The 19552-nt window shown below is 38.6% G+C and carries 21 protein-coding genes; 3 read left to right on the top strand and 18 right to left on the bottom strand.

Annotation, left to right across the window (positions count from 1 at the left end):
• Position 1 precedes the first annotated feature (1 nt).
• The 17 genes from GQR87_RS06660 to GQR87_RS06580 form a co-directional block, all read right to left on the bottom strand.
• Positions 2–1312, bottom strand: a complete 1311-nt coding sequence (locus GQR87_RS06660; protein WP_158967735.1) for a class I adenylate-forming enzyme family protein — start codon at positions 1310–1312, stop codon at positions 2–4.
• A 5-nt stretch (positions 1313–1317) separates the two neighbouring features.
• Positions 1318–1572, bottom strand: a complete 255-nt coding sequence (locus tag GQR87_RS06655; protein WP_199271697.1) for an acyl carrier protein — start codon at positions 1570–1572, stop codon at positions 1318–1320.
• Positions 1573–1580: 8 nt separating this feature from the next.
• A complete protein-coding gene (gene pseH / locus GQR87_RS06650; RefSeq protein ID WP_233267409.1) occupies positions 1581–2165 on the bottom strand; it encodes a UDP-4-amino-4,6-dideoxy-N-acetyl-beta-L-altrosamine N-acetyltransferase in 585 nt (194 codons plus the stop codon).
• Positions 2162–3202 (bottom strand): UDP-2,4-diacetamido-2,4,6-trideoxy-beta-L-altropyranose hydrolase, encoded by a 1041-nt coding sequence (gene pseG / locus GQR87_RS06645; protein ID WP_158967733.1) that lies wholly within the window; start codon positions 3200–3202, stop codon positions 2162–2164. Before pseG ends, pseH begins: the two co-directional genes overlap by 4 nt.
• A 46-nt stretch (positions 3203–3248) precedes the next feature.
• Complete coding sequence (gene pseI, locus GQR87_RS06640) at positions 3249–4301, bottom strand: pseudaminic acid synthase (protein WP_158967731.1); 1053 nt, start codon at positions 4299–4301, stop codon at positions 3249–3251.
• A complete protein-coding gene (locus GQR87_RS06635) occupies positions 4294–5370 on the bottom strand; it encodes a glycosyltransferase family 9 protein (RefSeq protein WP_233267408.1) in 1077 nt (358 codons plus the stop codon). Before GQR87_RS06635 ends, pseI begins: the two co-directional genes overlap by 8 nt.
• Positions 5363–6061: a pseudaminic acid cytidylyltransferase gene (gene pseF / locus GQR87_RS06630; RefSeq protein ID WP_158967729.1), complete on the bottom strand. Its 699-nt coding sequence runs from the start codon at positions 6059–6061 to the stop codon at positions 5363–5365. Before pseF ends, GQR87_RS06635 begins: the two co-directional genes overlap by 8 nt.
• Positions 6058–7227, bottom strand: a complete 1170-nt coding sequence (gene pseC, locus GQR87_RS06625) for a UDP-4-amino-4,6-dideoxy-N-acetyl-beta-L-altrosamine transaminase (RefSeq protein ID WP_158967727.1) — start codon at positions 7225–7227, stop codon at positions 6058–6060. The genes pseF and pseC overlap by 4 nt, the downstream gene beginning before the upstream one ends.
• Positions 7228–7239: 12 nt before the next feature.
• Positions 7240–8238 carry a UDP-N-acetylglucosamine 4,6-dehydratase (inverting) gene (gene pseB, locus GQR87_RS06620; protein WP_158967725.1) on the bottom strand — a complete coding sequence of 333 codons (999 nt, stop codon included), beginning with the start codon at positions 8236–8238 and terminating at the stop codon, positions 7240–7242.
• A 96-nt stretch (positions 8239–8334) separates the two neighbouring features.
• On the bottom strand, positions 8335–8643 hold the full coding sequence (locus GQR87_RS06615) for a hypothetical protein (RefSeq protein WP_158967723.1): 309 nt from the start codon (positions 8641–8643) through the stop codon (positions 8335–8337).
• Entirely contained in the window at positions 8640–9071 is a 432-nt protein-coding gene (gene fliS, locus GQR87_RS06610; protein WP_158967721.1) for a flagellar export chaperone FliS, read from the bottom strand. The genes GQR87_RS06615 and fliS overlap by 4 nt, the downstream gene beginning before the upstream one ends.
• Before the next feature lie 33 nt (positions 9072–9104).
• Positions 9105–10589: a flagellar filament capping protein FliD gene (gene fliD / locus GQR87_RS06605; protein ID WP_158967719.1), complete on the bottom strand. Its 1485-nt coding sequence runs from the start codon at positions 10587–10589 to the stop codon at positions 9105–9107.
• A 73-nt stretch (positions 10590–10662) separates the two neighbouring features.
• Positions 10663–11061 carry a flagellar protein FlaG gene (locus GQR87_RS06600; RefSeq protein ID WP_158967717.1) on the bottom strand — a complete coding sequence of 133 codons (399 nt, stop codon included), beginning with the start codon at positions 11059–11061 and terminating at the stop codon, positions 10663–10665.
• Positions 11062–11140: 79 nt separating this feature from the next.
• Positions 11141–11965 carry a flagellin gene (locus GQR87_RS06595; RefSeq protein ID WP_158967715.1) on the bottom strand — a complete coding sequence of 275 codons (825 nt, stop codon included), beginning with the start codon at positions 11963–11965 and terminating at the stop codon, positions 11141–11143.
• 1257 nt (positions 11966–13222) lie between these two features.
• Positions 13223–14047 (bottom strand): flagellin, encoded by an 825-nt coding sequence (locus tag GQR87_RS06590; RefSeq protein WP_158967713.1) that lies wholly within the window; start codon positions 14045–14047, stop codon positions 13223–13225.
• A gap of 553 nt (positions 14048–14600) precedes the next feature.
• Positions 14601–15425, bottom strand: a complete 825-nt coding sequence (locus tag GQR87_RS06585; protein WP_158967711.1) for a flagellin — start codon at positions 15423–15425, stop codon at positions 14601–14603.
• 416 nt (positions 15426–15841) lie between these two features.
• Positions 15842–16666, bottom strand: a complete 825-nt coding sequence (locus GQR87_RS06580) for a flagellin (RefSeq protein ID WP_158967709.1) — start codon at positions 16664–16666, stop codon at positions 15842–15844.
• Positions 16667–16924: 258 nt separating this feature from the next.
• On the opposite strand from GQR87_RS06580, the gene GQR87_RS06575 reads away from it, so the two are divergent.
• From GQR87_RS06575 to GQR87_RS06565, 3 genes are all read left to right on the top strand, one after another.
• On the top strand, positions 16925–17872 hold the full coding sequence (locus tag GQR87_RS06575; protein WP_158967707.1) for a hypothetical protein: 948 nt from the start codon (positions 16925–16927) through the stop codon (positions 17870–17872).
• A gap of 324 nt (positions 17873–18196) precedes the next feature.
• Positions 18197–18445 (top strand): type II toxin-antitoxin system Phd/YefM family antitoxin, encoded by a 249-nt coding sequence (locus tag GQR87_RS06570; protein WP_158967705.1) that lies wholly within the window; start codon positions 18197–18199, stop codon positions 18443–18445.
• On the top strand, positions 18435–18722 hold the full coding sequence (locus GQR87_RS06565) for a type II toxin-antitoxin system RelE/ParE family toxin (protein ID WP_158967704.1): 288 nt from the start codon (positions 18435–18437) through the stop codon (positions 18720–18722). Before GQR87_RS06570 ends, GQR87_RS06565 begins: the two co-directional genes overlap by 11 nt.
• A gap of 276 nt (positions 18723–18998) precedes the next feature.
• Here the strand turns inward: GQR87_RS06565 and GQR87_RS06560 are convergent, their stop codons facing one another.
• Complete coding sequence (locus GQR87_RS06560; protein WP_158967702.1) at positions 18999–19313, bottom strand: hypothetical protein; 315 nt, start codon at positions 19311–19313, stop codon at positions 18999–19001.
• Positions 19314–19552 lie beyond the last annotated feature (239 nt).

The following is a 19552-nucleotide window of genomic DNA, read 5'->3' as shown; positions in this document are numbered from 1 at the left end:
TTTACTTTCGATTAAGTTTACCACTTAAGTTATGATCTATAATCTCAACCACAGTGATTTTGGTAGGAATTTCAAAACGTTGCAATTGATTTTTGCAATCATTAATCACCTGCCTTTTAATACTAACAGCATCTAGCCTAGCCATATCTGAGTTATCAAATAACACAATATCTGCCACCACTAACTCGCCCATTAACGGACTTTTTTTAGCATACACTCGAGCTTGGCTAATGCCTTCACAGCTCAACAATACTTGTTCCACTTTTTCTGGATGCACTTTATTGCCACCCACATTAATGGTGCCGGTTGCTCGGCCTAAAAATAGCACTCGGTCATTAATCACTTCCACTCTATCTTGTGTATCCATAAAACCTTGTTCATCCACCTTAATAGTCGATAGAGTTGAACTCTGCTCTTTGGGTTTCACAAGTAAATGTTGTTCATCAGATATTTTTAGCGCCACAGATAAATCGCTATTATTCAGCCAACTTAGCGGAAATCCAGCCTTACCATCACTTACCACAAAGCCCACGCCTGCTTCGGTAGAGGCATAAATATGACGAATGCGTGCCTGAGGAAATAGGCGAGTCAGCTGCTCTAACAAGCTTTGGTCAACAATTTCACCGCCTAAGGTGATATGACTTAAACTCAGTTGTGATAATTGCTTAGTCATCAAGAGTTGTCGCCATAAACTAGGTGTAGCCGATACAGCAGTAACCTTGTTTTTTTGCATTAATGCTAACTGACTTAAAGGCTCGTAAGCTGTGACATCCACTAAATCTGCACCACTGAGCAGAGCTTGTAATACCACTTGTAAGCCAGCAAAACGAAAGCATTGATACATTAAAGCCCAACATAATGTCTGCAAATTTGTACTGTGTTTAGTCTGTGCGGTTAAAGAATTGAAAGTATGTGCAAACCATTTAGGCTCACCTGTGGTGCCTGATGTAGCTATATACCAAAGAGTTTGTTGGCTTTCTATATCGACATTATTTTGCTGGGCACTTGTTGTTATCTGGTCTGCTGTTAATTCATTGAAAGACCAGCCTTGCACACCATCTTCAGGGCGGCTTGTTACATCTGGCGGGCATAAATACATTTCAGTACACCAACCATCAAAGGCAATTAAACCCACTAAAAATTCTTCTAGCTGACGATAAGTTAACAGCACTTTTTGCCCACAAAGTTGTGGCTGTTCTAATCTAACTTGCTGAGCTTTAGCCACTAAATCAGCTACCGACACCTGCTTATCGGCCCAAAAAGTTTGTCCTTTGGCCGACTCTATCGCTAATTGAGCCATCAAGTTTGCCATATAAACTATCTTTTACTGGCACATTGTTGATAAATAGCTAAAAACTCAGAAAAAGTACTGGGATAGGTTTCAATGGCTAATTCAGTAAATGGGTCGTAACCTAAATCTTCTTCAAGTTGAGCCACTAACATGGCATATCCTAAGGAATCTAAACCACATTCCAACAACAAGGTATTACCTTCAATAGGTTCAATTAGCTGACAATCCCCTAATTCAGCTACCTGTTGCATTGTTTCTTTTATTTGTTGTTCTAAATTCAAGATGATCCCTACTGTAAAAATTGTATGTGTGCGGCCAGCAAACGAATATTTTTAGGTAACTTAGTGAGAATAGTCTCACGCTTTACCAGCCATTGTTTAAGTTCGTAACGATAAAATAATATATCAAATTTTTGCCCATCACGCTCAGCCCCTGCCTGTTGGCTAACTTGTTTATATTCAAAAATTTTATGCATTTTATTAGCCGCTGTATTAAAGGACAATACTTGCGCCAGTAAATGGGTATATTGTTTATGGCTGGCGATATAATCTAAAGCGGCGAGTTCTAAAACAATACCACTGCCAGGCCATACGTTAGTTTCACCTAAATAACAGCCCCACTCGGGGGTTGCTGTGTCTACCCCTGAAAAATTCAGCACGCCTATAGGCCTTTGATTCTGCCACAAAATATAAAACTGACGACTGCTATCTTTTTGTAAACCTTTAAACCAGTTGCAATGAGCTTGCCATTTAACCATTTGGTTATTGTGCATATTTTGCTGAATTCGGGGGCTATTACGCCATTGCCAAACCAACTTTAGCTCTTGTTCTGTTAGTGGTTTAAATTCATGACTGGGTAGGCCTGTTTTTATCATCTGTTTTTCTCTAAATGAGATAATCTAGTCATCAAACAAACGATAGCTTGAGCCCCATCTTTCACCGGCTGTTGTAAGGCTTTTTGATGCATAGACTCTAACAACTTGGGTTGTTGCCACAAGGCTAAACAATGATTCACTAATTGCTCAGCTGTGGTTTGTTGATTAATTAGTACCTGACACCAACCTTGCTTTACCACTTGTTGGCTAGCCAGCTTTTGATTGTCTGCCACTACCAATAAAATAGCAGGCGTGGCACAGGCTAATAACTCAAATTGACTGCCACCTGCCGCCGACACTGCGAGTCTTGAATTCGCTAATACTGAGGCCATATTTTGACAATCATGTAGGTGAGTAATATTTAAATCGCTAGTGGATAAAAATTCATTCAGCTCATTTAGTTTTGTATAAGCCGCACCTGTGATCACGATTATAGGAATAACCACCGCAGCATGTTTTTTGGCTAAAGCTTGTAAAGTCAGCAAAGTCATATTGTAAGTGTCGCTACCACCAAACACCAAAGTCAGAGTTTTACGTCTAGGCCACTGTCTGTCACTCAAGTTTAAAAACTCTTGTCTTAACACTTGATAATCACTGCCGATAGCTAATTCAGCTTGGGCTGCCGTTGTTTGATAATCTAACTGCTGTGCATTATCAGCACCGTTAATCACAAGATCAGCGAATAAGTTACCCGTATTATTAATATCATCAAAAATAGCAAACTGATAATGTTCGCTACACAAGTATTGTCGATATGTTTGATCGAATTGATAACCGTCTAAGAACAACCAATCAGCCGCTAAATCAATAACTTGCTGTTTAACATACTCAGCTTCATTGCGATGTTCCAAAATATCTAAGGGTATAATTTGTCCAGGCCAATCAGCTCTACTTTGACAAAATAGTTGTGATTGTTTCGACATGATAGAAAAAACGTCATGCTGCTTATCAGTTAGGCTTTGGGCTAGCGCCATACAACGCATAACATGGCCTAAGCCTATTTGCGGAGAACCTTCGACTCGAAATACTATACGCATCAGCAATGACTCAACTACTTTTTTACAAAGAAATTTTGCACAACAATCATTCGAACATAGACCAATCAAGAGCTGTGCCTTTGGGTAAGTGACGTTTAGCCACTTTTCCCAATACCTTATCCCAATTTTTTGGCGCTAAGCCAAAAGCGGGACGAACTATACGCATATTGTTTGCGTTTAATTCATCACCTTGCTGAACATCTTTACTGATGTAAATTGAGCGACGATATTGTTTCGATTTATCTTCCGCTGGTGTGCCGCCGTACTTCACTCGCCCTAAAGCTTGATGGGCTCTTTCGGTTTCTGTGACTAAAGACTTGAACTCATCTGGCTCTAAAGAAAATGCGGCATCCACTCCACCAGCACTTCTATCTAATACAAAGTGTTTTTCAATCACAGTAGCACCTAGGACTACCGCCGCCACCGAAACACCTATGCCAGCAGTGTGATCAGACAAACCAACTTGGCAGTCAAAAGTCTGCTGCATATTAGCAATCGTAGCTAAGTTAGTATTAGTGGGCTGTGCAGGATAGGTACTGGTACATTTTAATAAGATAATATCTTGGCAACCGGCATTTTTGGCCGTAGTAACAGCTTGTTCTATTTCAGTTAAACTTGCCATGCCGGTAGACATGATTAGAGGTTTGTTTTTCGATGCGGCTTTTTTGATCAAAGGTAAATCAGTTAACTCAAAGGAGGCGATTTTAAAACAAGGAACATCTAACTCATCCAGAAAATCCACAGCTTGTGCATCAAAAGGCGAGCTAAAAGCTAACATACCTAAAGACTTAGCTTTATCGAACAAAGGCTTGTGCCACTCGTAGGGTGTGGCCGCTTTTTGATACAAAGCATGTAATGATTCACCGTACCAAAGACTATCTTTTTCTTGGATCACAAAATGTTCGTTATCGACATCTAAGGTCATGCTATCAGCGGTAAATGTTTGCAATTTAATAGCATGAGCCCCTGCCCTAGCGGCTTGTTCGATCATAGCCATAGCTAAATCTAATTGTTGGTTATGATTACCACTTAATTCAGCAATAACAAAAGGTGGATGCTCAACGCCAATTAACCTATCACCGATCCGAATATCAGCCATGACTTTGCTCTTCTGCAAGATGTTCAAATATTGAGGTGATACTTTCAGTTAAATCTTCTGCTTTATCACAATTACACAGCAACTTTTCAGTTAACATTTCTGTATATTGCACACCATGTTTAGGGCAAAGCTCAAGTTTATCGGTGGCAAAGTCGGGCATCAAAATTGCTGGTTCGCTGGCCCCAGTAATCAATAATACTGGACAATCAACAGCTTGGGCATACCATCTATCACCATTCGATTTGCATACCACTAAGTCACTGGCGGCCATCATTTTAAGCAAGGTACTTGGATTACCGTCACTTTCACTACCAGACCAAACTTCAAAACCTTGTTGCTGTAACAACTTTTTAAGTTCATGAGTGTAAGGATATAAAAAGCCATCTTCTGAGTGTTCTAAACATAGTCCAATCACTTTACTTGTTTTTGCCTTTTTAGCTAAACGTTTATCAGGACTAACTACTATTGATTGTTGTAACTCGGCAATATCAAACCCGCAACATTGCTTAAGGTAAAATTCAGGATAACCACCATCCGGCAAGTTAATTGACTGCCACCAAGGTGTCATCCATTGATACATACCAATAAAGCTACTTTCTAAATAGGCACTGGCAAGATTGACATATTCAGGCTCTAGAGTTTGCTCTTGCACTTTAGTTAATAAATATTGAATAGACATACTGATAAAATTACCGACAACAGGCTCGCCGGCATCTTTTAAAAAGCGAGTCAAAAAACACGGCATAAAGGCAGTATCTAAATTGATAATTTGTGAATATTCTTGACCAATAATATCTTCAGCCAATCCTAGGAAAGACTCCATTGCTTGGAAAAAATCATCAGGCCATTGTTCTGCAGCTAAAGTATGTACTTGCACTCTAGGCTCAGACGCAGTAATCACTTTAGCAATATCATTAAAGGTTAAAAAGTGAATTTCTGAATCGGGTAATTTTTCCTGAAAAAAACGAATCGCGGGTAAACCAATGGCACACACATCAGCAGAAGTTAACATGCGGATAATTAAAATTTTATTTTTATTGCTAGGATCGTCTGTCATTGAATTATCCATTATCTCTCTTAATATAAGCCTTATACATTAACTCAGCTCTAAACCAATCTTCTGGAGTATCAATATCTTGCACCAAATGCCTAGGTAAAATAATCGGCATACTGTACTCACTAAAAATTTTATCTTTTTGTAAATATGCAGCTGTAGTTCCCCAGTAGAATTGTCCTGCATCATGGTAGGCTTCTTCTAAATCTTGCGAACGTTTAGCTATATTCTCGGGATACATAGCCGCCACGCCCAAACCTTGTTTTTTCAGGGCTCTTTGTACTGGAAATGGAAAACTGGTTACCGAAAAGGCAAATTTATTCTGTTTATTTTGTTTAAGCTGCTCAAGGCCTAAACTTAAATATTCTGCAGTTAAAAAAGGCGCTGTAGCGTAAATACAACAACAAAATTCAGGCTCAAACAAAAACTGCTGGCAATATTCAATGGCATGACGAGTGACAGGTGTAGTGCCCACAAAATCATCAGACAAATCAGGCGGACGCAAAAAAGGCACCTCTGCGCCATACTCAAGCGCCACTTCTGCGATTTGTTCACTATCTGTTGACACTATTATTTTTTCAAACTCACCAGAGGCAATCGCCGCTTCAATGGAATAGGCAATAAGTGGTTTACCAGCAAAAGGTTTGATGTTTTTTCTAGGGATCCTTTTACTGCCACCTCTGGCAGGAATAACCGCTAAATTCACTGATTTTCCTCATATAAAACCTGATGTAAGGCATCTATCACTTGGGATTGTTGCTCAAAGGTCATATCCGGAAATAATGGTAATGTTAGTGCTTTAGCATAAAACTGCTCTGCAGCAGGGAAGTCACCTTGGTTAAACCCTTTAACTTGATAATAAGGTTGTAAATGAATAGGGATATAATGCACGTTTACCCCAATCCCTGAGGCTTGTAACTTTTGATAAATGTCTTTTCTATCGTGTTCTGTCAATTCAACCATGTATAAATGCCAAGCACTATCTTGATAACCAGCAGAATTGGGTAATATAAGCGGTAAATCAGCTAATGTAGCATGGTATCGGGCAACCAGTTCTCTTCGTTTTTGGATAAAAACATCCAGTTTTTTTAATTGCGATAAACCTAAAGCGGCATGTAAGTCACTAAGTCTATAGTTATAACCCAATTCAATTTGCTGATAATACCAAGGGCCATCACTTTCACTTACCATTTGCTGCGGTTCTTTAGTTATACCGTGCTTAGCAAACAATTTTAGTTTATTGAATAGGTCAGCATTATTGGTTAAAACCGCGCCACCTTCAGCCGTAGTAATAGATTTCACTGGATGAAAACTTAACACTGTCATATCTGAATACTGGCAACTGCCAATTTTAGAGCTTTTGTGCCCATCATGATAACTGCCACCCAAGGCATGAGCTGCGTCTTCAATTAACAGCACACCATATTCTTCAGTTAATGCTCGGATTGGTTGCATATCACAACTTAAACCAGAAAAATGCACAACCACTAACACTTTAGGCAAAGTATGCGTTTGTTCGGAATTTTTGAGTTTTTTGGCTAACAGTTCAACATCGATATTGCGCGTAACGGCATCAATATCTACAAAATCTACACTAGCACCACAATATAAAGCGCAATTGGCTGATGCCACAAAAGAATTTGGCACAGTCCAGACTCGGTCCCCCTTAGTTACGCCAGCAGCTAAGCAGGCAATATGCAAGCCTGAAGTGCCACTATTAACAGCAACACAATATAAACTAGAAGTGTACTCACAGAGGGCTTGTTCAAATTGCGGAACTACTGAACCTTGGGTTAAGAATTGATTACGTAAAACATCAACAACAGCATCTATATCTGCTTCATCCACAGAATGTTTACCATAAGGAAGCATATCGTTATCCGCTTAGAGAGTTTCTTTGTCGAGCTGAGTTAACTCTTCTACGTTTAAAAAATGAGGATTTGTACCTGAGTGGTATTCAAATTTATCAGAAACAGGTTTACCTGTTTCACCCAACTTATTCCTTTTATAATCGATATTTTTATCAAAGAATTTAATCGCAGGGGTGATGACATAATGATTATCAAACTCTAACGAATGGTGAGCCATTTCTTCCGGCACCATAACTTCGTGCAACTTTTCACCAGGACGTATACCTACCAATTCATAATCACGTTTACCACTAATTGATTCCACCAAATCAATAATGCGGATAGAGGGGATTTTTGGTACAAATATTTCTCCGCCTTGCATACGTTGAAAATTCTGTACTACAAATTCAACGCCTTCATCTAGAGTAATCCAAAAGCGAGTCATTTCTTCATGGGTAACTGGTAAAACATCAACACCTTGATCTAACAATTTATGATAGAAAGGCACAACAGAGCCTCGAGAACCCACCACATTTCCGTAGCGAACTACCGCAAAGCGTGGTCCAGTGGCGCCGGCAATATTGTTAGCTGCAACAAATAATTTATCTGAGGCTAACTTAGTAGCACCGTATAAATTGACCGGATTAGCCGCTTTGTCCGTTGAAAGAGCTATGACCCGACTAACATTAGCATCAATAGCCGCATCGATAACATTTTGCGCACCATATATATTCGTTTTAATACATTCATTAGGATTGTATTCAGCTGCAGGCACTTGTTTTAGAGCGGCGGCATGAACCACATAATCCACATCTCGCATTGCAGAAATTAATCTTTCTTTATCTCGCACATCACCAATAAAATAACGCATTGGTGTGGCATCAAATTCTTGCTGCATTTCAAATTGTTTTAATTCATCTCGAGAATAAATAATCACTTTTTTAGGGGAATAGTGTTTTAATAAATACGCGGTGAAACGTTTACCAAAAGACCCTGTTCCACCAGTTATAAGAATTGATTTATTGTCGAACATAGACAGCCTTATTATTCATTTCTATAGAATAAATTAAATTAGGGGGCAAATTTATAAACTTATAATAACAGAGTTATTTTTAACTCTAATAATCAATTATTTATATTTCTTAACCGCTTTTCTACCACGTACTAATCGAGAAAGTTGGTTTAATGACACTTTAAACAATTCATCAGCATAAGCAACTAACGCGCCATTAACTTTTAATTCAGCTTTTGCAAAGTTTCTTTTGTCAGCTTGATCAATTTCGTTCAAATATTTTTGAATAAAATCATCTCGTTCTGATACTAATTTGAGAAATGTAGCTTCATCAGGCTCTGTCTCAGCGAATAGCTTAAACAGTTCCTGATTAATGTTCTTTAAAGAAGAAGGTGTATAAGAATGGTCTAATGTTAGTTTTTTCAAACTGCAGCTTGGCGTTTTTGCCTTTGCATTTCATAAGCCTCTTGTTTAGCAGACTCAGGAATTTGTAGCCAGGCAAGTTTAATAGGTGAAAGTAGACTAATCACTTCATCAATGATCTTCAAGCTATTCTGTACATTTGCATCAATTAAACGTTGTAACATATATTCGTATAAATCAAACAAATTACCGGCAACTTCACCTCCTTCAGATAAATCTAAGGTATCTCTTAAGTTCATCACAATCGCTGATGCTCTTGATAAATGCTCAGACTTACCAGCAAAATCCTTACGTTCGATACAACCTTTAGTATAAGCGAGTTTATCTAACGCTCCCTGCATCAACATAAGAGTTAATCTATGTGGATCAGCCTGAGATATATCTTGTTTTAGATTGCCCTTTTTATATGCATTGATACCTTTTAAGGCCATGTTAGTTCTCCGTCAATGTATGATAAAGATTCATTAAGCACTACCAAGTGAGGCTAATAAAGCTGAGCCTGTACTGTTTAATTTAGACACAGTTAAATCTAAATTTAAATATTTAGCTCTCAGAATTTCTTCTGTCCCCATAAGTCTTAATTCCAATTGTTCTCTTTCTGTCAACAATTGATCTTTTGTGTCATTTGCTGCATTTTCGCGGTTTTTTAATATTCCACTATAAGATGTGTATTGATCAACAAAGTCATATAATCGTACCGCAACGCCTTCAGTTTCATCAGTAAACAAGCTAGCGATATCATCAAAATTATCTGATAATGCATCTTTTAAACGATCTTCACCGCTACCAAATCCAAATTTGTCATTTGAACCGATTTCTAAATCACCATCTTCGTTGAATTCAATACCCAGTTGAAACAAACCACCTAAGCCAGATGAATTAACGGCAGAAAACATAATACTATTCAGCCCAGATTGAATCCCTCTAATCATCGAATCCCCAGCAAACGCACCATCTTCTTCTAGGTCTGAGGTACCATACTTAGTCAGCCGTTGGATTTCAGCATTCAAATTATTGTAGTTATCAACAAAATCTCGAATGGTTTTTTCAACACCTTCATTATCAAAACCAATACTGAGTTTTGATGTTCTAAAAGTCACACCATCGGCTGCAAACTCTGATAGCTCAGTGGCAACAAATTCAACGTTTTCAATGACATTTTCAAATTCATTGGTTTTACTTTCAACGTCGATGCCGTCTATCGTCGCTTTAGCGTTTTGCGCAGGGGAAATTGGACTTAAACTATTCGCGGTAGTCGTCAATTCATCCGAACGAACGGTAGATAAACGATCTAACTCCGCATTATCGGTATCATTAACTATGACTAAGTCATTGCCTTCCCCGGTACGATCAGAGGTGAAAACAAGTTTTACCCCACCATCAGCAGTACCTGTAGAGACTATGCTTGAAGTTACACCAAAATTATCACTGTTGGCATTAATAGCAGAACTGAGTTGCTGTAATGTCATAGTGCTGGTGATAGCAATATTAAACGAATCAGAGCCAACACCTGATTCTTTAGGTGCTTTAAAAGTCAGTGAACCTGTACCTGTAGATAACACAGAATCAGCTGTGCTACTAAAACCACCATCGACTGCATCTGCAGTTTGAATACGACTGCCACTGGCTAGCTGTTTAACGGCTATCTGATAATCAGCTTCCACTGCACTATTCGATGCATCTGCAGTAAATGGCTCAACACCCTCAGTTGGGTTGTCGATAGTCGGTTCTCGGCCTTTAAGGTTCGCTTCTGTACGTAAATCATCTAAGGTTTTTTCAAAATCTTCTAATTTAGATTTTAACTGGCCTATGCCAGAAATTTCAGCTTGTACAGCTTCATCCCGCGCATCTAAACGTTCAGTTTTTGGTGCTCGTTCAGCTTCAAGCAGCTGGGTAACTAGTGCCTCTAAGTCCAAACCAGAACCGACACCTAATGACTGAATTGACATAACTCACCTCGATACAGATAATCCGAAAACAACATATCATTTATCTATATTCTATTTGGTTTAATATTTTAATTTAAACCTGTTTATTAAACAAAACACCTACAGCGTTACCAACGTCTGTGTGTAAATCTTTTAATCGCTCAGACAATTCCAATATCTCTTCTGATGGAATTTGCCTAATCACTTCACCTGATTCTTTATCTGTCACTTTAACAATTTGTTTTTCACTGCCTTCATCAATTGAAAAATTTAATTGCCTAGTATTGGCTTGCATAAATTCACTGATATCAGACACTGCACTATCAATTTGTTTAGAATTCGCAGAAACAGAACTATTAATCTTTGTTTCGGCCAATCTTGATATTTCTTTAACTTCAGCTGACAACTTATCAACATTTTTATTCGAAACTAAATTAATAGGCTCTACAGATAATGCAAAATCTTGGCCACTAGCGTGAGTATCAATTTTCATAAATCACCTCTTAATAAACAACAAATGGCCAACTACTTCCATAGCCGGCCATTATCTATTTGTATTAGTTAAAAAATGATTAACTAAGCAAAGACAAAGCCGTTTGCGGCCTTTGGTTTGCCTGACTTAAAACAGATAATGATGCTTGTTGGATAATTTGATTACGAGTTAGTTCAGCAGTTTCTGAAGCGAAATCTGTATCCCTAATACGTGATCTAGCACCAGCAACGTTTTCCGAAATATTACTTAAATTTCTAATAGTAGACTGAAAACGGTTTTGTAACGCACCTAAATCAGCTCGAGCAGCACCAATAGTTGATATAGCTGTCGTTATCGCAGTTAAAGCACCTGATGCTCCAGCAGTAGTGGCAACTGTTGTATCCCCTAAAGACAAACCAGACGCTCCAAAACCGCCAGTTTGTTTAATCGACACACTGATAGTTTGGCCGCCATTTGCTCCAACTAAGAATTTAGATGAAAAATCACCTTTCAAAATATCTGTGTTAGCAAACTGCGTATTAGATGCAATACGGCTGATTTCATTTTTCAGTGCTGTCACTTCTTTCTGCAATGACGCTCGGTCAGCAGACGAGTTAATACCATTTTGTGATTGCACTGCTAATGTACGGATACGTTGTAGAGCGGTAGTTACTTCGCCTAACGCCCCTTCTGCAGTTTGAGTTAACGAAATCGCATCATTCGCGTTACGTACAGCTTGATTTAAACCTTCAACTTGAGTTGTCAAACGGTCAGAAATTTGTAAACCGGCAGCATCATCTGCAGCACGGTTAATTCTAAAACCTGAAGACAAACGTTCAAACGAAGTGTTAAGTGCTTGACCTGAACCAAACAGCTGACGCTGAGCATTCAAAGAAGACACATTTGTATTTACAAATAAACCCATAAAAAACCTCCTGAAAACTCACCGCCTGTCGATAAAGACTTAGATCAGTAAGTTTGCCTCAATTTAATGCTTAGGGCCTCCCCCGCACATTACCTCACTTTATTAAAACCGAGTACCTCTACTCAGATTTAGAATAAAAGCAATCAAATAGATCACCCCTCAACTAAAGTTATCGACAGTTACTAAAGTAACTTTAATTTATTTTTAATTTTTTTTAATAATATTCCCTACCTTTAGTTTTAATAAGCTGAAACCTTCATATGGCGGCCCTTCCAATAAATCACCATTGCCGATTTAACGGAAATATTTTTATTCAAACGACAAAAAATCACTCACTATTTGGCCAAATATTTAAATTAAAACAATCAATTCCCCTTGGCCATACCATCAATAAGCGATTAATTTGACGTTATCGAAAGGCCCGGCTTATTCAGAATTCAGGTTGATTAGTTAATCAGTTAGCCACACAGCGTCATAAATTAACTGACAGCTTGATTATTTTTATGAAGTTTTTAAAGTTGGCATAATGAATGCTAATACTTTAGCAATTACATAAAACCATTTATTTGAATTGTGTAAATAAAAAAGGTCGGGGCATGTACCTCGTCCAACTTGCTCACGTTAGGAATCGAGTAAATATAGTTTCTGTCGACTGGCGGGATTAGAGATGAATACTGGCCTCTCAACCAAATTTCTACACTCTCAGTCTTGTTAGTCGACGTTTTAATTAAAACAGGGGAATTGAGATAGACCTTGTTTGATAAGACTGCGATTGTTATTGCAGCTTACATAAAAAAGGCCGGGGGCTCTAAAAGAACACCCCGACCAACTTGCTCACGTTAGGAGTTGGAGCAAAGACAGTTTCTGTCGACTGGCGGGATTAGAGATGAATACTGGCCTCTCAACCAAATTCTACACTCTCAGTCCTGTTAGTCGACGTTTTAAATATTTTCTATTTTCTATTTTCTATTTTCTATTTTCTATTTTCTATTTTCTATTTTCTATTTTCTATTTTCTATTTTCTATTTTCTTCAGTATTTTATCCTAAAAAAGGCCGAGGCAAACGCCCCGACCAACTTGCTCACGTTAGGAGTTGGAGCAAACTGGTGTTTCATAAAGCCTAGGCTAGATGAAAAATAGTGCCCTCCTCTGGCATATAGTAACAAGCTTCCTTTATGTTACTCAGGTCGGCCTCTCATTTCCTACCCTCTAGTTTTTCTTACTAGCTTTTTATTACTAGGTTTCTATTACTCACTGTTATCCTAATAAAGATAAAGCTGCTTGTGGCCTTTGATTAGCTTGCGACAATACTGTTGTACTGGCCTGCTGAATTATCTGCCAACGGGTCAATTCTGCCGTTTCTACGGCAAAGTCGGTATCACGTATGCGACTTCTTGCCGCTGAGACGTTTTCAGATATATTCGACAAGTTACGAATAGTCGATTGAAACCTATTCTGCAATGCCCCCAAATCAGCCCGCTTAGCATCAATGATCGATATAGCTTCCGATATCACCCCCATTGCGGCTGACGCGCCACGTTCTGTGGCGATTGAAACATCCGCCACTAGTAAACCTGACGCTCCGAATCCCCCAGCCCTCTCAACATTAACACTGATATGTTGCCCTGCATTAGCCCCAACCAAAAATTTAGAAGAGTACAAGCCGTCTAACACATTGACTCCACCAAATTGCGACGTTGATGCAATTCGACTGATTTCATTTTTAAGGGCTGTTACTTCTTTCTGTAGTGCAACCCGATCAGAAGAGCTGTTAATACCATTCTGTGCTTGCACAGCTAAAACTCTTATTCTTTGTAGCGCTGTGGTGGTTTCCCCCAACGCCCCTTCAATTGTTTGTGACAGTGAAATAGCATCATTCGCATTTCGAACTGCTTGGTTAAGCCCCAAAATTTGAGTGGTTAACCTATTAGAAATTTGTAGCCCAGCTGCATCATCCTTAGCACCATTGATCCTAAAACCTGATGACAAGCGTTCGAATGCTGTACTTAAATTTCCACCTGAATTATTTAAGTGTCGTGACGCATTAAGTGACGACACATTTGTATTTACGAATAAACCCATTTTTCATCTCCTAACCAAATGCTGACTTATTTTTATATTTTTGACGTCAGCATTTATTGGTATTGCTAATATTAATAATTGGCACACTACGTGCTTTAAGTTATTTGTTAGCTGGTACCCTGGTTAACAATTTTATTGAGTGTTTGACGCACGCAATAAAAGTAAAAGTGAGAGCGTAAGCTCAAGCTGACAAACAGAATTGATGGCCTAAACCTCAATACCTCACTACCTCCTGGCGTCTTTTCTGTTTGTTAGCGATTTATCAAAAAGCCTAAGCTAATCTTGATAAATTAAAATCACGCAATTCAACTATGCTCATAAATCCACTGAAAGTTTGCTCATGAAGCTTAATCAATAACCATTTTTATTCAGTTGCCCTCAGCCTTCACAACTTACAATTAAAATGATGACTTCATGTCTAATTCTTGTCCATAAAATCTAATATTTTATGGTTAGCATCAGTCTTTCATGTATACTCTGAAGCTTACAATTCATATTACTTACCTTCGCACTATCAACTCTTTTCTAGCCACTCATCAGTTTCTACTGACTATTATTGTAATAGAGATAGAGCGGCTTGAGGTCTTTGGTTTGCTTGACTCAAAACTGTAGTACTGGCTTGTTGAACTATCTGCCAACGGGTTAACTCTGCCGTTTCTACGGCAAAATCAGTATCACGTATACGACTTCTTGCCGCTGCCACATTTTCTGAAATACTACTAAGATTTCGAATAGTAGATTGGAATCGATTCTGTAGTGCACCGAGATCAGCACGTTTAGCATCAATAATCGAAATAGCATCAGACACTGAGGTCATAGCCGCAGATGCGCCTTCAACATTGGCAATTGTGACATTACCAATACCTAATCCTGAGGCACCAAAACCGCCTAACCTTTCGACATTAACACTAATAGTTTGTCCGGCATTGGCCCCCACTAAAAAGGCTGATGAATAAATACCATCCAGGATATTTACTCCACCAAACTGAGATGTGGATGCTATTCGGCTAATTTCATTTTTAAGAGCTGTGACTTCTTTTTGCAGTGCTAATCTATCAGCTGAGCCATTAATACCGTTTTGCGCTTGTACCGCCAAAACACGTATTCTTTGCAGAGCTGTAGTAGTTTCAGCCAAGGCGCCTTCAATTGTCTGAGACAATGAAATTGCATCATTAGCGTTTCTTACTGCTTGATTAAGGCCTAAAACCTGAGTGGTAAGGCGGTTAGATATCTGCAGTCCTGCAGCATCATCTTTGGCACTATTAATTCTAAAGCCAGATGACAACCGCTCAAATGCAGTACTTAAATTGATGCCTGAGTTCGCTAAATGACGGGTAGCATTCAACGACGAGACATTCGTATTAACGAATAAGCCCATTTTCTTTCTCCTAACGATTTGGTAAATATATCCGCTGGGCTATTTTTATTATTAGTTGCCTCTGCGGTAACAGGATCTTGCTTTTATTATTATGCGATCTCTGTTTAGTCGTTCGCTTGTTATTTTTATGAGTTGCGTAACGTCTATGTACATTTATCGTGCGGACAGCAGAAATTCTTTAGTGATAAATATCACTAATTTTTAAAGTCTTTGATAATCAATTAGTTAAGAAAAAATAAAACCGGAAATTAATCCGGTTTTGGGCTCTTTTGAAAGAGAGTGTGAGCGAAATACTCACCTGCTCAATACATTAATTGGATTCACTACCTCCTAGCCTACATGCCTAAAGCAAGTGAATATCTCGAAACCTGGGGTAACGAGAAGCGAATATTCAAAAAATATTCGCTAGAGATTCATTAACCCAATAAAGATAGAGCCGCTTGTGGACGTTGATTCGCTTGACTTAGTACAGTCAAACTTGCTTGCTGAATAATCTGGTTACGAGTTAATTCAGCTGTTTCTGATGCAAAGTCAGTATCTCTGATACGTGAACGTGCGCCAGATACGTTTTCTGAAATATTAGTTAAGTTACGAATAGTAGATTGGAATCTATTCTGTAAAGCACCTAAATCAGCTCGTACACCACCCACTGTTGATATAGCGGCGGTAACTGCTGTCAACGCTGCAGATGCATCCGCAACAGTAGCTACTGATGTTTCTGCAACGCCTAGCCCCTTGGCTCCATAGCCATCAGTTCTAGATAGGTTAACACTAATATTTTGACCACCATTAGCACCCACTAAGAATTTAGAAGAAAAATCACCTTGTAGAATATCTAAGTCACCAAATTGTGAATCAGTTGCTATTCGGCTTATTTCATTTTTAAGGGCTGTCACTTCTTTCTGCAAGGCCGCACGGTCTGCAGAAGAGTTGATACCATTTTGTGATTGTACAGCTAGTGTACGTATACGTTGTAACGAATTAGTTACCTCGCCTAACGCACCTTCAGCAGTTTGCGTTAACGAAATAGCATCGTTTGCATTACGAGCGGCTTGGTTTAAGCCTTGTACTTGAGTAGTTAATCTGTCAGTGATCTGCAAACCAGCAGCATCATCAGCCGCACGGTTAATACGGAAACCTGAAGACAAACGTTCAAAAGAAGTATTTAATGATTGTGCCGAATCGAACAACTGACGCTGCGCGTTCAACGATGATACATTGGTGTTTACGTATAAACCCATGGTTTTTCTCCTACACTCTCAGTCCAGGCGATGCTGGCGACCGAAAACAATTCGGTTGGTTAAATAACACTAATAGAGTAATAATTTTGATATTTTAAAATTATTACTACTGGCTCTCTCAGAAATTTTATCGACCTATTTAAAAATCCCTTTAACAATATTTGCCTTTATTTATTCAAAGCGGCAGCTTTTTGCCACCTTTGCATATATTATTCACTTGAGTTTCAATAAGTTATCAAACTAAAAAAAGATCAAAAAATGTGCATTAATTGGTTAAAAAAAGTAGCAAACAAAGCAAATCACAATGCTTTTACAGATTTATGTGAGTACCAACAGCTATTATTTTGTTGTTTTAGGGAAGCAAAAGATCATATTAGTCGAGATGGCAGCATTCGAATTATTGCTTTGAACTTTTCTGGTGAGACACTCTTTGATACTAAAATAACTTTAGCCAATACTGATCTTAGGGATCCAAAACTCAGTGTGACTGCACAAGGCCAATTATTACTCACGGTTTATGCAAGGCTGACAAATAAGAATAATCAGACCGTTTCTACCCGTAATCTATGTTGGCTGTCGCAAAGTGGAAAGAGTTGGACTTCAAGCACAGAATTTGCTGATAAAGGTTGGTGGTTATGGCGCTTAACCTGGCATAAAGATATTGCTTATGGCTTGGCTTACAATCGTAAAGCCAATGCCCTTCATTTTTATAAAGGCGATCCAAGAAGAAGTTTTCACCTACACCAAGCGAATGTTTTGAGTTTAACCAAACACAATAAGGGTTACCCCAACGAAAGCGCGATTATTTTTCAAAACAATATAGCCTACGCATTAGTCAGGCGAGATGCAGACACTTACTCAGCCCAACTAGGCTATAGCCATTACCCTTACAAACAATGGAAATGGATCGATCTTAAAGCCTATATTGGCGGCCCCGTCATGTTGCAGATTAAAGATGATCTAGCCTTAGTAGCAGGAAGAATTGCACAAGGCCGAAAATTGGTGACTGGAATATTGTCGTTAGAATTAACAAGTGGCAAGCTAAAATTACTCACGACCCTGCCCTCTGCCGGCGACAACAGCTACCCAGGATTAGTGATAAAAGATGAACTGCTGTACGTAAGCTACTATTCATCTCATGAAAGTCGAGAAACCAATGTGTATCTAGCAGAAATCAACCTTCAAACTTTATTAAAGGCAGACTGAAGAGAAGCAGATTGCAGCAGAGTGGAGCAGACTTAGCAGCGTAAAGCAGTGAAAAAACAAATGAAGTAGCGAGTTATACTAGATTCGAGATACGAGACAAAGGCAAAAGCTTGTCACAGAGAAAAGCGCATAAATGTTAAAATCTAAAGAAAAAAGCAATTCATCACAGAAGCTGCGCTGCACAAAGGTAAAGATAAAAGCAGGCTAAACTAATAAGTGAAGCGAAAGTTGCCTGTTATTTTGTGTCCGTTTTAATTGCCTTGTTAAGTTTTGGGGCTTATACTAAGACCTAATTAACGACTACTTAAAAGTACTAACAATAGTATGACAACTCGAATATTGACTGAAACTGCAGCAAGTATTAGCGAACTTAAAGCAAACCCAATGAAGGTCGCGTTAAGTGCTCATGGTGAAGCAATTGCCGTGTTAAATAGAAATGAACCTGCATTTTATTGTATACCTGCCGAAACCTATGAACTCATGATGGATCATATTGAAGATCTAGAATTATTAGCAATTGTTGAACAAAGAAAAAATGAGGCTAACGTTAAGGTTAGCTTAAATGACTTATGAGTTAGCGTTTAAAAAGTCGGCCCTTAAGGAATGGAAAAAACTGGGTGCAACCATTCAGTCGCAATTTAAGAAAAAACTAGCAGAAGTGTTGAGCAATCCTCGTATTGAAAGTGCAAAACTTTCGGGTGGTAACGAATTATACAAGATCAAACTCAGACAAGCCGGTTATCGACTAGTCTACCAGGTCAATGATGAAGTGGTGACTGTCACTGTCATCTCTGTAGGCAAACGTAATAAAGGTGATGTATATAAACTTGCCATGAAACGAATAGATTAGTGAAGATTCGAGCAAAAACAAAAGAAATTGAACCACAGAGCAGAGAGTTCACGGAGGTTTAATGTTATATCACAGCTTAAAAAGTTGTCTTCCCAGCAGTCTTTTTAGCCGGGATCCGGTGACTTAAAGCTATTGTAAGTCGTGGCTTTAGCCCATCAAATATTAAACAAAAGACGCCATAAATGGACGACCTACAAAAGAAGAGAAGCAGATTAAATCAGCTAGAAAGCAGCGAGCCACGAGATTCGAGAAAAAGCCAAAGACGAAGATCTTGCTTTATGCGTATTTTTTCTTCGCTTTAAAAAAACAAGGTAACGGCAAAATTGACACCATTGTTAGTGCAATAGCAAAACCAATATAATTAATAACTTGCATATAAAGTAGCAGAGAAACCACAGAAATTAGCACACCAGTTATTGTTATGCTGTGCCCAACGAATTTAGCAAAACCTTCGGGATTTGATAATGTCGATTGATCAACACCATTTATCCAATGATTTTTGTTATTGACAGCAATTTGATAGCCAACAAAAATTAAAGGTAAAGCTCCTGTGATTGTGGTTAACAGTGCAAGCAGTAATAATTCATTCATACACACCCCGTGAGTAGCTAACAAAAGTAACAAACCAAAAAGCCAGTGTTTAGATACACGCTTTTACCATATTTAGATTTCACATATTTTAAGCATAGAGCGTAAGTTATTACAACAGATAGAGTTTTTCGGCTTTAAATTTTACTTAACCATGGATTTCGGCTAAAAAGCGCTCCGGAATGACTGACTGTTTGGGACAGCGGAAGATAGAAAAACGCAGGACGCAGTTATCGAGATGA

Origin of the sequence: Paraglaciecola sp. L3A3 (genome assembly GCF_009796765.1) — a bacterium.
Lineage (GTDB): Bacteria > Pseudomonadota > Gammaproteobacteria > Enterobacterales > Alteromonadaceae > Paraglaciecola.
The sequence above is the reverse complement of the archived record's forward strand: the minus strand, read 5'-3'. Positions and strand labels throughout refer to the sequence as shown.

Bases quoted from the DNA above. Each gene is read 5' to 3' on its own strand.
- GQR87_RS06660 (WP_158967735.1), bottom strand. From the start codon at position 1,312: ATGGCAAACTTGATGGCTCAATTAGCGATAGAGTCGGCCAAAGGACAA.
- pseH (WP_233267409.1), bottom strand. From the start codon at position 2,165: ATGATAAAAACAGGCCTACCCAGTCATGAATTTAAACCACTAACAGAA.
- pseG (WP_158967733.1), bottom strand. From the start codon at position 3,202: ATGCGTATAGTATTTCGAGTCGAAGGTTCTCCGCAAATAGGCTTAGGC.
- pseI (WP_158967731.1), bottom strand. From the start codon at position 4,301: ATGGCTGATATTCGGATCGGTGATAGGTTAATTGGCGTTGAGCATCCA.
- GQR87_RS06635 (WP_233267408.1), bottom strand. From the start codon at position 5,370: ATGGATAATTCAATGACAGACGATCCTAGCAATAAAAATAAAATTTTA.
- pseC (WP_158967727.1), bottom strand. From the start codon at position 7,227: ATGCTTCCTTATGGTAAACATTCTGTGGATGAAGCAGATATAGATGCT.
- pseB (WP_158967725.1), bottom strand. From the start codon at position 8,238: ATGTTCGACAATAAATCAATTCTTATAACTGGTGGAACAGGGTCTTTT.
- fliS (WP_158967721.1), bottom strand. From the start codon at position 9,071: ATGGCCTTAAAAGGTATCAATGCATATAAAAAGGGCAATCTAAAACAA.
- fliD (WP_158967719.1), bottom strand. From the start codon at position 10,589: ATGTCAATTCAGTCATTAGGTGTCGGTTCTGGTTTGGACTTAGAGGCA.
- GQR87_RS06600 (WP_158967717.1), bottom strand. From the start codon at position 11,061: ATGAAAATTGATACTCACGCTAGTGGCCAAGATTTTGCATTATCTGTA.
- GQR87_RS06595 (WP_158967715.1), bottom strand. From the start codon at position 11,965: ATGGGTTTATTTGTAAATACAAATGTGTCTTCTTTGAATGCTCAGCGT.
- GQR87_RS06590 (WP_158967713.1), bottom strand. From the start codon at position 14,047: ATGGGTTTATTCGTAAATACAAATGTGTCGTCACTTAATGCGTCACGA.
- GQR87_RS06585 (WP_158967711.1), bottom strand. From the start codon at position 15,425: ATGGGCTTATTCGTTAATACGAATGTCTCGTCGTTGAATGCTACCCGT.
- GQR87_RS06580 (WP_158967709.1), bottom strand. From the start codon at position 16,666: ATGGGTTTATACGTAAACACCAATGTATCATCGTTGAACGCGCAGCGT.
- GQR87_RS06575 (WP_158967707.1), top strand. From the start codon at position 16,925: ATGTGCATTAATTGGTTAAAAAAAGTAGCAAACAAAGCAAATCACAAT.
- GQR87_RS06570 (WP_158967705.1), top strand. From the start codon at position 18,197: ATGACAACTCGAATATTGACTGAAACTGCAGCAAGTATTAGCGAACTT.
- GQR87_RS06565 (WP_158967704.1), top strand. From the start codon at position 18,435: ATGACTTATGAGTTAGCGTTTAAAAAGTCGGCCCTTAAGGAATGGAAA.
- GQR87_RS06560 (WP_158967702.1), bottom strand. From the start codon at position 19,313: ATGAATGAATTATTACTGCTTGCACTGTTAACCACAATCACAGGAGCT.